This is a genomic window from Gordonibacter sp. An230 (genome assembly GCF_002159915.1).
In the GTDB taxonomy this organism is placed as follows: domain Bacteria; phylum Actinomycetota; class Coriobacteriia; order Coriobacteriales; family Eggerthellaceae; genus Rubneribacter.
Genome location: NZ_NFJP01000016.1, coordinates 1 through 13,055, shown reverse-complemented (window position 1 = coordinate 13,055; position 13,055 = coordinate 1). Strand labels below are relative to the sequence as shown.

Genomic DNA, 13,055 nt, shown 5'->3' with positions numbered 1-13,055 from the left:
TGGGCGAACGATGCGGCACGCCGCCGCATGGAGTGTCAGGGCATCGCGCGAAGACCAGCCGCGCTCGAACCACATCACGTTTGCGAAGGGGAGCAATAGGGAGAGCCTATCGAGCACCCTACCGAGAAGGACTCGCCCAGCGCACGTGAGCTTCTCCAGAGGACACGGAAAACTCGGCACCGCCTGGCGAACGCAGAACCAAGCGGCCGCAGGCGTCGACGCGAGCGACCGTGCCGGAGGCGAGTAGAGTGCCGCTGCGATCCTCGATAGTCACATCGGAGCCGATCAGGTGAGACCGAGCATTGTATTCCTCGACAAAGGGAGCGAATCCGTCGCGCTGCCATCGAGCGTAGAGCGCAGAGAACGCGACCAGAAAGGCGTCGAAAACGTGATCGACGGTCACAGCCCCTTTTGCGAACTCTGCCACGTAGGCGGCCTCGTTCTTGCCGCCCACGTCGGGCCGCTCGGCGGGCGGCACCACGTTTACGCCGACACCCACGCACACGCCGCCGCCGTGCGCCTCGCATGAGATGCCGCACAGCTTCTGAAAGGGGGCGGGCGCATCGGGCGAGGCATCGTCTGCGTCATCACATGCACAAAAATGCGGTTGTGAACGATTTTTCAACGACGCCGAGAAAGGCGAACTGGGCTTTTGCAGAAAAGCAGAGGGATTCGAACCGGAAAATCGTTCATAATCGCGATTTTGCGCTGCGAAGTCGAAACCAGAGACGCGCGCATACGCGCCGCACAGGACGCCGCGATCCACCACCACGTCGTTCGGCCACTTGATACGAACAGCCTCCGCGGCCGGCGCATCGGTCAGCGCGGCCACGGCGTTCCGAACGGCCATGCCGACGACGAGGCTCAACGTAGGCAGAACGGAAGGCGCCACCCGAGGGCGTAGCAGCAACGAGCAGTACAGACCGCCCTCGGGGCTCGCCCATGCACGTCCCTGCCGACCATAACCACCGGTTTGGCGAAGCGCGCGCACTACAAGCCCTTCGGCCTCGCCCGCGCCAAGGGCACGCTTGACCTCGTCGTTGGTGGAGGAGACCTCATCGAGCAGAATGCTGCGGATCGAGAGGGCAAACGAAGCGGCATCATCCCCTTCAGCATCGCGAGCGCAACACGTCGGCGACCAAGCGCCGCCCTGCGCCCCTCGAACGTAGGAGGCAGAGCCTCCACCGGCTCCGCTCACAACCGCACGCTCTTCCCCACGCTCACAGATGCGTCGGTTACCGGCACGCCGTTCGCCAGCACGTGGCGAGGACGCAGCTCCAGCAACGGCCTCACCACGAAATCACGCTCCAACAAACGCGGGTGCGGCAATGCAAGGTCATCGGAATCCGCAACGTAAAGCTGGTAGTCAAGAATGTCGAGGTCGCACGTGCGCGGTCCGTTGGCTACCTCGCGCACGCGTCCAAGACTGTTCTCGATGGCGTGCAAATAGCCCAAAAGTTCCCTTGGCGGTATGCCGGTGCGCAGCAGCACCACGGCATTCACGAACATGTCCTGATCGAGATAGTACGCAGGCTCGCTCTCGTAAAAACTCGAGATGTCGACGATCTGGGAGTCTGGCAGCGCGCACAGCTCGGTGACAGCCTGGTTGAGCATGGCGATCTTGCCCTCGCGCTCCTCCCCCGGCTCGGCTACGAGCGGCACGTTGCAGCCCAGCCCCAAAAACGCGTACGGGCGCATGCCTTCGAGGGCTGCCACCGTGGCGGCCACATTGTGCGTGCGCACCACGCTGGCCCCCAGTTCGCACGCCATGAGCGCTTCAGCCGCCGACACCTCGTCGCGTTCGGCCGGACGCTCGATGCCATAGGCGAATCCCAGGTAGCTTTTGCGCGAGAGTGCCGCCATCACCGGATAGCCCAGCCGTGCGAACTCCTGAAAGTTACGCACCACCTCGAGCGTCTGTTGAGCGGTCTTACCGAAACCAGGGCCGGGATCGAGGCAGATGCGCTCACGCGCGATGCCCGCCGCCTCAAGCGCGGCCGCGCGGTCGGCCAGCCAGTCGCGCACCTCGGCGACCACGTCACCGTAAGAAGGCGCGTCCTGCATCGTGGCAGGCTCGCCCTGCATGTGCATGGCCACAAGACCGCAGTCGACGCCCGATTCGCGCACGACCTGCACCATGGCGGGATCGCGAAAACCCGACACGTCGTTCACGATAGACGCGCCCGCCTCAAGGCATGCGCGCGCCACCCCGGCATGCCGAGTGTCGATGCTCACGCATATGCCGCGAGTCGCCAATTCGCTCACCACGGGCAGCACGCGGGCAAGCTCCTCCCCTTCGCTCACCGGCACAGCTCCGGGCCGCATGGACTCGCCGCCCACGTCGATGATGCGGGCGCCCTCCTCCGCCATGTTCTCGGCGTGCGCGAGCGCGGCATCGAGTCCTTCGTGTTGGCCTCCATCGGAAAAGGAATCAGGGGTAACGTTGAGGATGCCCATCACGATGGGCATCCTCGTATCGAATTCGTAAGTTGAGCAGCGCCAGATCATCGCTCGGTCATGCCGCCCTCCGCTTCGTGGCCCGCGACCGCATCCGCACCGGAAGCGCCCGTTGCGCCTCCGGTCGTCGGCGCATCTTCCGCGACCGGCGCCTTCGGAGCGGGAGCTTCGACGGGAGCTGCCGGTCGACCTGCGGGCACCTCGTCGGCCTTGGTCGGCTCAACGCGACCGGAGGCGTCCGCCTCGCCCGACGAGCCGCCAGCTGCAGCCCGATACGGCGGATTCGGATCCTGATCGCCCGGCCCCACCGGCTCCTCCCGCCAATTGGGATCGGCCATCTTCTCGTCGCGAGCACGGGCGGCGGCCTCCTCAGCCTCCTTGGCTGCGATGATCTCATCCTCGTGCTTGAGGTACTCGTCCCATTCGTTGTCGAGCAACGCCTGGCACGCCTCGCCCTCCACCGTCTCACGCTCCAGGAGCACGCTGGCCATGAGGTCCATCTGCTCGCGATGGCTCACGAGGATCTCGTAGGCGCGGTCGTGCGCGTCCTTCATGATGCGGGCCACCTCGTCGTCGATGCGCTTGGCCGTCTCCTCCGAGTAGTCCTGCGTGTTGCCGTAGTCGCGGCCCAGGAACACCTCGTGGTTCGGCTGGCCGAACACCTGCGTGCCCAGCTCGGCGCTCATGCCGTACTGCGTGACGATGGCGCGGGCCATCTTCGTGGCGCGCTCGAGGTCGTTGCTGGCGCCCGTGGTGATGTCGTCGCAGAAGATCTCCTCGGCCACGCGGCCGCCCATGAACACGGCCAGCTCGTCGCGCATCTCGCCGAGCGAGTTCAAGACCTTGTCCTCCTTGGGGATGGACAGCGTGTAGCCGAGCGCGCGGCCGCGCGAGATGATGCTGATCTTGTGCACGGGGTCGGCATGCGGCAGCAGATGCCCCACCAGGGCGTGGCCGCTCTCGTGGTAGGCGATGGTGTTCTTCGTCTGCTCGTCCATCACGCGGCCCTTGCGCTCCGGGCCGGCGATGACGCGCTCCATCGACTCCGACACCTCCTGCTGCGTGATGATCTTCTTGCCGCGACGCGCCGTGAGCAGCGCGCTCTCGTTCATGAGGTTGGCCAGATCGGCGCCTGTGAAGCCCGGCGTGAGCTTGGCCACCTTCGCCAGGTCAACGTCGCTTCCGAGCGGCTTGTCCTTGGAATGCACCTGGAGGATCTTCTCGCGACCCTTCACGTCCGGTGCGTCAACCACGATCTGGCGGTCGAAGCGGCCGGGACGCAGCAGCGCCGGATCGAGCACGTCGGCACGGTTCGTTGCCGCGATGAGCACCACCGAGTCGCTCGCCTCGAAACCGTCCATCTCAACGAGCAGCTGGTTGAGCGTCTGCTCGCGCTCGTCATGGCCGCCGCCGAGCCCTGTGCCGCGCTGACGGCCCACCGCGTCGATCTCGTCGATGAAGATGATGGAAGGCGAGGCCTCCTTGGCCTGCTGGAACAGGTCGCGCACGCGGCTCGCGCCCACGCCCACGAACATCTCCACGAAGTCGGAACCCGAAATGCTGAAGAACGGCACGCCCGCCTCGCCAGCCACGGCTTTCGCCAAAAGCGTCTTGCCGGTGCCGGGAGGGCCCACGAGCAAGCAGCCGCGAGGGATCTTCGCGCCCATGGACTGGTACTTCGCCGGGTTCGCGAGGAAGTCCTTGATCTCCTGCATCTCCTCGACAGCCTCGTCCACGCCCGCCACGTCGGAGAACTTCACATCCGGGCGCTCTTCGATGTTCTTCTTGGCCTTCGCCTTGCCGAAACTCATCTGCGAGTTGTTCGCCTTCTGCATCTGCGAGAAGAAGAAGAACAACACGAGCGCGATCAAGGCGATGGGCAGGAGGGTGCTGAGTATGCTTAAGAAGGGACTGGGCAGCTGCACCTCGTAAGGAACGTTTGGATGCGCAGCCATGAGGTTGCTGATGGAGTCGCCGTAGTACGTGGACGTGTAGTTTCGCGGCTCGCTGAGCGTCTGCGCGTCCACGGTAGTCGTGCTCACGCCGGCAAGCGCCTTGCCCGTATCGGGATTCTTGACGGTGGCCATGCGCGCATTGAGCGACTCGAACGCTCCGTTGAACGCATCCGAGGCGGCAGAACCCGCTGTGATGGCCGGATAGTACGAGCCGGACACCGTGTAGTCCCCGGCGCTGTACACCACCTTCGTCACCCGATTCTGCTCGACAGCCTGCACGAACTCGGACGTGATCAGGCGGTCGGTCGGCGTTGCGCCCGTCGACGACATGCTCATGAACTGCTGCCCCACAAAAAAGGCAACGATCATGAAGAGGATGACCGAAATGATGGTCGTCCGAGGGTTCGGCTGCTGAAATTGAGACTGTTTGTTTTGCTGTGCCATAAAAGCCTTACTTCCTCTTCCGCAGGGGTTTGCGGTGTCGGCGAACCGCCACGTCGCGCCCTTCGCCAGACATCGCGCCCCGCCCTCGAGCACCGTCCGGTCCGCGCGCCCGCATCGGGCCGCCGTGCTAGTACATTTCCGGCCTCAAGACGCCGATATAGGGCAGATTGCGGTAACGCTCCGCAAAGTCCAATCCGTAGCCCACGATGAACTCGTCAGGGCACTCGAAGCCAACGTATGCGCAATCGATCTTCGCCTGGGCGCGCGTCCGCTTGCGCAGGAGCGTGGCCACTTTAAGGGAGGCCGGACGACGCGAAGCCAGGTTCTTCAGCAAGTACGTCAAGGTGAGGCCTGAATCGAGGATGTCCTCGGCAACGATGACATGGCGGCCCTCTATCTGGGAGGTAAGATCCTTCAGTATGCGCACAACCCCGGAGCTTTTCGCCCCATTGCCGTACGACGAGATGGCCATGTAGTCCATCTCCACCGGAAGGTCGATCTTCCGCGCAAGGTCCGCCATGAAGATAGCCGCGCCGCGCAGTACCGAAACGAGGACGATTCCCTCTTCGGCATAGTCCGCATAGTCCCTCGTTATCGCAGCGCCGATCTCGTTCACGCGCCGAGCGATGTCCTCTTCGGTGAACAATATCTCCGCAATGTCGTCGTGCACGATCGCAGCCTCTTTGTCGCTTCCTCACTGCTCCGGCTCCATACCAACCCGAAGTCGACCGGAGCGCAGGGCATTGCACCTACCTTGAATTTGGTAAGTGTACCATTGCCACTTCGGGAAAAGGAGACGATACGGTAACGCCGCGCCACATGCCACGATTTTTACATTTCGACCTGGGAACTGGGACGATAAGGCGAAAACCGAGAGGCCGCCCGACGTAATGGCAGAGAGCAGGCAGCAGTTGACGAACGGTGGGACATGAACGCGAGAAAGCACGGCATCCCTGGAACCGCGAGCTAACGAGAGGAGCAGGACGAGACGAGCCGGTGCGCCGGACCCGAAAGGCGAAAGACAGGGCAGGGGCCTCGGAAGCGGGCGCGCCAGCCTCGAAACGGGCCGTGAACAAAGGAGGCGAGGTAGGGCGGAACGCGGGCAAAAGAACGAAAGCAGGGAAGAGACGGGGCGCAGAGCTGGCGCAACAAGCCGGAAAGGCCCGAAAGCGCAGCGCACGAGTCGAAACGGAGAGAAACCGGTTCGAGAAGCAAGCGCAAGGATGCCCGTCCCGCCTTGCCGCGACAACGCCCTGGTCCGAAGAAAAAGGGAAACCGCGCCGAAAGCACCGCATCGAGGACGAGACATCCGCGAAAGCGGGAGAAGCGCAACGAACGCGAAGCGGGGCGTCGAAAAGCCGGAGAGCCCGCAATCGGCGGGCACCACCCGTCAGCGCGACGAACACGCGAGGTCGGGGAACTCGCGCAGGAGCCTGCCCACCGGCAGCCCAATGACGGTGTCGAGATCGCCCTCGACCCGTGACACGAGATCGGCCCCGGCCCCTTGGACGGCGTAGGCGCCCGCCTTGTCGAACGACTCACCCTTGCGCAGGTAGTCCGCAATCTCTTCGTCTGAAAGTTCCCGAAATGTCACCCGCGCAACATCGACGAACGTGCGGAAACCGAGCGACACCTGCTCCGGCTCGGGCGCCGCCACCATCCACACCGATACGGCGGTGAGCACCTCGTGAGCACGACCCGACAGACGGCGCAACATATGCTTAGCGTGCGAGAGGCTGGCGGGTTTGCCGAATATCTCGCCGTCGAGGACCACCATCGTGTCGGCACCGAGAACGGCCGCCACGCCGATGTAGTCCTCAGCAAGCACCTCCTGCACGACCGCGCCCGCTTTGCGTTCGGCCAGCTTCTTGACGGCCTCGCGAGGATCGGCCAGCAGGTCGGCGTCGAGCGTCTCATCTACATCCGACACGCGCACCGTGAACTTGACGCCGGCGTCCGCAAGCAGTTGCCTGCGACGTGGAGAGGCGCTCGCAAGGACAACGTCGAGGGAAGGAGCGGCATCGCCGGTCGCAGCGGGCGCGGCGGAGGCAGGGGGTTCGGGAGCGGCACCGGCAGACGCGACACCGGAAACGCCGTCAACAGGCGCTCCGAGCGAGGCGGCATCGGAAACGACGTTCCCGGACGCTGCGTTGGAAACGGACGCAGGACCGCTTGCGACGAAAGCAGGGTCGCTGGGATCGGCGCCGGCGTCCGACAGCATGTTCCGTTCGTTTTCCATACGCGCTATTGTAGCGCAGTTGCCGCCTGTCCCCCGCCGAAAATGTCGCGCGAGACGCCGCTCGTCGGCACTGCGGGAAACCGGTCGTCGAAGCCGCCCGCCCCTCCGCGCCTCGGCCCCTACCCGCGCTTGCGGCGGGCGCGGTAGGCGGCCATAGGCTCGAGGCGCACGCCCCGCTTGTTAGCGCTCACCGCCAGATCGCCTTGCACGTTCGCCACGTAGCCGCCGATGGGACGACCTCCATCGGAGCGATCAAAGGCGGCCAGCACGGCCTCGACCGACGCCGCCTCCACCCGCGCGTCGGCCCCGAGGAGCCGCTGCAGCACGCGCACCGTCACGCGCCGAGCAAGGGGCAGCGGCTCCGCACCCAGATCGGGAGCGAGCACGCATCCTGCAGAGGGATCCTCCGGATCGAGCGCCGACACGCAGCGAAGCTCCACCTCGGCCGCCATGCCGTCGAGCAGATCGTCCTCGTCAGCGACGAGGTTCATGGTGCGCACGAGCACCTCAAGCAGCTGCGGATTGCGTTTTTTAGCGCGCGGCACGATCTCGTGACGCACATAAGCGCGAAAACGGTCGGTATGGGCGTTCGTCGCATCCTCGCGCCAGAGCGCCCCCGCCCCGTCGCGCACCATTGGCAGCCCCACGCGCTCGCGTTCAGCCAGATAAGCCCGCAGCTCTTCGCGGCTCACGTCAAGCAGCGGTCGCACTACGGACCCGTTTCGATAGCGCATGGCGCGGAATCCTCCCGGACCCGTGCCCACGATGGAGCGCATGTAGAAGCTCTCAACGCGATCATCGGCCGTATGCGCCGTCAGGATGCGCCCGTCCGCAAGCGGCGCCGCAGCATCCAGGCACAGGCTCTCGAGCGCTTCCTGGGCAGCGAGGTAGCGTTCGTGCCGCGCGACGGCCTCCAAGTTCTCGCCCGTGCGCTCAACTTCGGCCGCAACGTTGACACAGCGCAGAAACAGAGGAATGTCGAGCAAATCGGACAAGCGCGCGACAAAGCGCGCGTCTTCGTCGGAATCCTCGCCTCGCAGCAAATGGTTCACATGCAGGATGGCCAACTTGCCGAGCACGCCGCGCTCGCGCAGCTCGCACGCCACGTACGCAAGCGCCGTGGAGTCCGAGCCGCCCGACACCATGAGCAGCGCTGGCGTTTCCGCACTCGCAAGATCGCGCCCGACAAGCGTCGCCACTGCGCGATCGGCGATCGAAACGATTTCAGACACGGAGTACCTCCTCTCATCGGAAGCGGACGCACAAGAGCAGACAACGGAACGGATGAAACCAGCAGCGAAGCGCCATGTGCGGAAGCTCGCCCCTCGTTGCCGGCATTGACCTCTCGTGCAAACAGGATGTCCAACGCCCCTGCGCGCCGGGCGATATCCCAATTCGAGCCATCCCGGCCCTTAGCGTCTTGCCGATTCTCCTTCCTCGGACGAAGTCGCACCGCCCCTGCCAGAGCCTCTCGGACATCGACACCGAATACCATGCGCTTTCCAAGGGGGCCGAACACCACAGCGACAGCCCCATCAAGGCACATCCCATGAACAACCGCACGACTGGCACACGGCGCAGTTGCGCGTTCGGGTCTTTTCGCCCCGCAGAACGATCCAGAGGATCATCAGCGGAATGCCGATGATCGTAAGCGCAAGAAGGACCATCAGGCAGCTAGACAGGCATCCGCGCCTCTCCACCTCGCTCACCACCTGAACATTCACGACCGCGCTTCCGCAACGCGGACAGCGAATCCGATACGGGCCGACCTCGAACGGCTGATGCATTGCCATGCTCTGATACCGACTCGGATCTTCACGCACAGGCTCCGTGCCCCATCTCATCCTCTACCCCCTCCGCTCTCGTTACCCGCATGCGGCGAGGACGCCTTCGAGACGTCAACACCGACGGAACGCGCCTGATCCTGCCCGCATGCCGGCCTCTTCGCCGCATCGCCCGGACCAAGCTCTGACGACGCGACATCCGCGCCGACGTCTCCGCGCGACGAGCCTTCCGCAGATCCATCCCGGGTCAGCAGCGCCACCGTCTCTATATGATCGGTGTGCGGGAACATGTCGACAGGCTGCACGACGCGCACAGCATAGCCTCTACCTTTCAAGAACCTCAGGTCGCGCACTTGGGTTTCGGGATTGCAGGAGATGTAGACGATGCGCGCGGGCGCAAGCTCGGCTGCCGCCTCCAGAAACGCCTCGCTCGCTCCGGCACGCGGCGGATCCATGAGCAGCACGTCGGCACGCTCGCCCACACGAGACAGCCCGCGCATGAAGTCACCTGCGTCCCCCACCACGAAGCGCGCGTTCTCCACACCGTTGTGCCGAGCGTTCTCGCGCGCATCGCGAATGGCCGACGCCACCGTGTCCACACCCGTCACCTGCGCCGCACCGCGTTTGGCAGCGACCAGGCCAATGGTCCCCGTGCCACAGTAGGCGTCGATGACGCGCTCCACGCCCGTAAGCCCCGCAAGGAACACGGCCGTTTCGTACAGAACTTCGGTCTGAACCGCATTCACCTGGTAAAACGATTGCGACGAGATGCGAAAACTCAGACCGCACAGCGTGTCCAGAATGAAACCGGGTCCGTAGAGGCGCTGCTCTCGCTGCCCGAGGATGACGTTCGTCCGACGCTCGTTAACGTTCTGCACGATGGTGGTGACGGCAGGACAGCGACGCACGAGTTCGCGACAGAACGCACGGGACGCGGGAAACTCCCTCCCATTCGTCACGAGCGTGACCAGCACCTCTCCGCTCTCATGCCCCACACGCACCACGGCATGCCGCAGAAAGCCCGCATGCGCATCCTCGTCGTAGGGCGTAAGGCCGAAGCGGCCCATGAGGTCACGAATGGCGCGAATAATGCGCTTGGCCTCCTCGTTCTCGATCAAGCAGCCGTCGGTGGGCACGATGCGATGGGATCCGGAGGCGTACATGCCGCACAGCACCTCGCGTCGCGGCGCTTCGGCGCGCCCACGGCGCCGATCATGCCCCTTCACGCCCGCGCGCCCGCGACCAGAAGCGCTCCGCATATCGCGCGCACCTCCCCGACCGCGCTCTGCGCCATCGGACAATCGACGCCCGGGGGCATACGGCGAAACCACTTTGTTACGGTAATGATAGGGCTCCTCCATGCCGAGAATGGGCCTCATCGCTCCCTCCGCAGCCACATCGTCGAACAGCGCGGCCACGCGCGCGTCCTTCTCCGTCAGTTGCTCGGCATAAGGCCGCCCCACATGCTGGCACGCTCCGCATTCCCTCTCGACGGGACATCGGCGCGCATCGTCCGCTCCGCATGATGCGCTCCGCAAAGCGACCCCCGCACGCCCCGCAGCCTCTTCCTCAGCCTCGCAGCCCCTCCCCTCCGCACGCGCCTCGTCCATCGCATTCATCCGAGGAAGCACCGGGCGATCCGCGCGCCCTGCTGCAGCCCTTGCACGCGCATAGCTCGCCGCCGGGCGACGCCCTTTCCCGTTCCGCTGTTTTCGATTCGCCATGAAATCCTGCTCACCGTTCGGACCAAAACTGAACTATAGTATACGCACCGAGCATGTTCCTGCGTCGAGGAAAGAAGGATTCCATCATGACCAAGTTCACCAATGTCATCGTCCGCCGTCCTGCCAAGTCCATGGTGGATGGCATCACCTCGGCTCCCGAATTGGGAAAACCCGACTACGAGCTGGCGTGCAAGCAGCACGACGACTACATCGCGGCCCTCAAGGAGTGCGGCGTGGAGGTGACGGTGCTGCCTGCGCTCGAAGAGTTCCCCGACTCCTGCTTCGTGGAGGACCCGGCCGTCATCACGCGCTGCGGCGCCATCATCACCAACCCCGGCGCGGCCAGCCGCAACGGCGAGAAGGACGAGATCGAACCCGCCGTGCGCCAGTTCTTCGACGACGAGCACGTGGCGCACATCGTTTCGCCCGGCACGCTGGACGGCGGCGACGTGATGATGGTGGGCGACCATTTCTACGTGGGCCGCTCGGCCCGCACGAACGAGGAGGGCATCCGCCAGTTCTTCGAGATCCTGGAAGGCTGGGGCCTCGAGGGCTCCGAGGTGCCGCTCGAGCACGTGCTGCATCTGAAGACCGGCGTGAACTACCTGGAGAACGGCAACATGCTGGTGTCCGGCGAGTTCGTGACCAAGCCCGACTTCGAGCAGTACCACCGCATCGAGATCCCCGAGGACGAGGCCTACGCCGCCAACTGCATCTGGGTGAACGGCACCGTCATCGTGCCCGAAGGCTACCCCACCGTTCTCGCGGCCGTGCAGGACGCCGGCTACAAGACCATCACCGTGGACACGTCCGAGTACCGCAAACTCGACGGCGGCTTGAGCTGCCTCTCCTTGCGCTTCTAACGAGCGACGGAAAGTTGGCGGAGGATTCGCCCGCCGCCAACTTTCCGCCCTCTTCATCGCGCGCGGGAATATCACTTGCCCGGAGTTCGCCTAAAGCCCGGAATCGTTCGCAACGCGCATCTCTCGCCGCAAGCCAGCGATCCTTCGGACCGTGCCTCTCAAACAAAAGCCCTTTTCGAAGGATAGGCGGGAAGATCGGATTGCGGACTGCTTTCCGTGTTCTATTCTCACCGCGCATTCCCATCCCTTTTCACGTTCTTCGCCGCACTGCCAGCGCTCTTCCACGCTCTCTCATGCCTTTCAGCGATCTCCGTCGCGCCTGTCCACGTTTTCCGACCCCTTCCATGTACCCAGCCCACTCCATTCGCGCCGCACCGACGACTCGACGCTCGCAAGCATTCGCTCCCTCAATGCACCAGCTCACGCCTTTCGCCCTCACAGCACCAGGCCGCGCCATTCCTCGCTCCCTTCCTCCCACCCGCGCCTTTCCGCCCCCTTCCCGCACCTTTGCACACTCCTATTCGGCGCTCGAAGCGGTAACGGATTCATGACTTTTGCGCCTCGCAACACGCCACACGGTATAGTGGCTTTGGCAAGAATCACACGAAAGGCTCGCCCATGAACTTCATCATTCGCTGGCTCGTAACCGCCATCGCCGTGGGCGTGGCCGTGTGGCTAGTGCCCGGCATCGAGATCATCGGCGGCACGGAGGCGTGGGCGGCCATCGCCGTCTTCGGGCTCATCCTATCGCTCATCAACATCAGCGTGAAGCCCGTCATGCAGGTGCTCAGCCTGCCCATCACCGTGATCACACTCGGCATTTTTTACCTGGTGGTGAATACCTTTATGCTGTACGTGGCCGCATGGCTGGCAAACGGCATCTTCCAAGTGGGCATCGTCATCGCCACATTCGGCAGCGCCTTCATAGCATCCATCGTCATCAGCATCGTTTCGGGCATCATGAACGCCATCGTGGGCAAAGACTGACAACGCTCCTAGACGCGTCGCACGCATCTTCTTTTTTTGCAAAGGCATTCATTCTCGGCGGGCTGCGCCCAGACGAACATGCAGCCCTTATGACATTTGAAACACCGCTTCGACACGATTGGCCCGTGCCCGCACGAGCCGTACACAGACTGCCGTCAAAGCGAGGACGACGCAAACGGCAGAACAGCACCCACACTCACACGAATCCCCTGTGGCCTTCCCGCAAACCGAAACGAGAGCGAAACAGCTTGCGCCGTCCACCGCAGCCGAGTCGGGATGCGCCGCTCACCGCAGCCGAGCCGGGATGCGCCGTCCACGACGATTGAGCGGGAACAAACGGCCGCCCGGCTGATCGACGAAGCGCTGTCTCATCACTCCTCCCTCACATGTTTCACGTGAAACATTTATCGCAATGTAGTGCGATATAAGAACAAATGTTTCACGTGAAACATTTGGGAGGGCGATTCGCCGAAAAAGACATCGTTGCAAACGGCGCCTTCGACAACGGCTTCGACGATGTTGTCGAAGGCGCACTCCCTCAGACCCCCTGCTCCTCGTCGCCCCACGCCCTCGCTCAAGCACAGAAGAGGGAGGGAGGGAGG

10 protein-coding genes are annotated in these 13,055 nt (G+C 64.1%); 2 read left to right on the top strand and 8 right to left on the bottom strand.

Annotated elements, in window-relative coordinates; genetic code table 11:
• Positions 1-118 precede the first annotated feature (118 nt).
• The 8 genes from B5F40_RS09465 to rlmD form a co-directional block, all read right to left on the bottom strand.
• On the bottom strand, positions 119-1,198 hold the full coding sequence (locus tag B5F40_RS09465) for a biotin--[acetyl-CoA-carboxylase] ligase (RefSeq protein WP_239442983.1): 1,080 nt from the start codon (positions 1,196-1,198) through the stop codon (positions 119-121).
• Complete coding sequence (folP, locus tag B5F40_RS09460) at positions 1,195-2,508, bottom strand: dihydropteroate synthase (protein ID WP_087194093.1); 1,314 nt, start codon at positions 2,506-2,508, stop codon at positions 1,195-1,197. Before folP ends, B5F40_RS09465 begins: the two co-directional genes overlap by 4 nt.
• Positions 2,505-4,856, bottom strand: a complete 2,352-nt coding sequence (gene ftsH / locus B5F40_RS09455) for an ATP-dependent zinc metalloprotease FtsH (protein ID WP_087194092.1) — start codon at positions 4,854-4,856, stop codon at positions 2,505-2,507. Before ftsH ends, folP begins: the two co-directional genes overlap by 4 nt.
• 127 nt (positions 4,857-4,983) lie before the next feature.
• Entirely contained in the window at positions 4,984-5,526 is a 543-nt protein-coding gene (gene hpt, locus B5F40_RS09450) for a hypoxanthine phosphoribosyltransferase (protein WP_087194091.1), read from the bottom strand.
• Between the two features lie 720 nt (positions 5,527-6,246).
• Complete coding sequence (locus B5F40_RS09445; RefSeq protein ID WP_087194090.1) at positions 6,247-7,077, bottom strand: Maf family protein; 831 nt, start codon at positions 7,075-7,077, stop codon at positions 6,247-6,249.
• Positions 7,078-7,214: 137 nt separating this feature from the next.
• Positions 7,215-8,327, bottom strand: a complete 1,113-nt coding sequence (gene tilS / locus B5F40_RS09440; RefSeq protein ID WP_239442982.1) for a tRNA lysidine(34) synthetase TilS — start codon at positions 8,325-8,327, stop codon at positions 7,215-7,217.
• 303 nt (positions 8,328-8,630) lie between these two features.
• The gene (locus tag B5F40_RS09435; RefSeq protein ID WP_140396470.1) at positions 8,631-8,819 is read right to left on the bottom strand and encodes a hypothetical protein; all 189 of its coding nucleotides are present in this window, start codon (positions 8,817-8,819) and stop codon (positions 8,631-8,633) included.
• A gap of 116 nt (positions 8,820-8,935) precedes the next feature.
• Positions 8,936-10,297: a 23S rRNA (uracil(1939)-C(5))-methyltransferase RlmD gene (gene rlmD, locus B5F40_RS09430; protein WP_239442981.1), complete on the bottom strand. Its 1,362-nt coding sequence runs from the start codon at positions 10,295-10,297 to the stop codon at positions 8,936-8,938.
• A 392-nt stretch (positions 10,298-10,689) separates the two neighbouring features.
• On the opposite strand from rlmD, the gene B5F40_RS09425 reads away from it, so the two are divergent.
• Both B5F40_RS09425 and B5F40_RS09420 read left to right on the top strand, forming a co-directional pair.
• The gene (locus B5F40_RS09425) at positions 10,690-11,466 is read left to right on the top strand and encodes a dimethylarginine dimethylaminohydrolase family protein (RefSeq protein ID WP_087194087.1); all 777 of its coding nucleotides are present in this window, start codon (positions 10,690-10,692) and stop codon (positions 11,464-11,466) included.
• A 618-nt stretch (positions 11,467-12,084) separates the two neighbouring features.
• The gene (locus B5F40_RS09420; RefSeq protein WP_087194086.1) at positions 12,085-12,453 is read left to right on the top strand and encodes a phage holin family protein; all 369 of its coding nucleotides are present in this window, start codon (positions 12,085-12,087) and stop codon (positions 12,451-12,453) included.
• Positions 12,454-13,055: the final 602 nt, after the last annotated feature.

What these genes read in the sequence shown, in the direction of transcription:
- folP (WP_087194093.1), bottom strand. Translation starts at nt 2,508, where the DNA reads ATGATCTGGCGCTGCTCAACTTACGAATTCGATACGAGGATGCCCATC.
- ftsH (WP_087194092.1), bottom strand. Translation starts at nt 4,856, where the DNA reads ATGGCACAGCAAAACAAACAGTCTCAATTTCAGCAGCCGAACCCTCGG.
- B5F40_RS09445 (WP_087194090.1), bottom strand. Translation starts at nt 7,077, where the DNA reads ATGCTGTCGGACGCCGGCGCCGATCCCAGCGACCCTGCTTTCGTCGCA.
- B5F40_RS09425 (WP_087194087.1), top strand. Translation starts at nt 10,690, where the DNA reads ATGACCAAGTTCACCAATGTCATCGTCCGCCGTCCTGCCAAGTCCATG.
- B5F40_RS09420 (WP_087194086.1), top strand. Translation starts at nt 12,085, where the DNA reads ATGAACTTCATCATTCGCTGGCTCGTAACCGCCATCGCCGTGGGCGTG.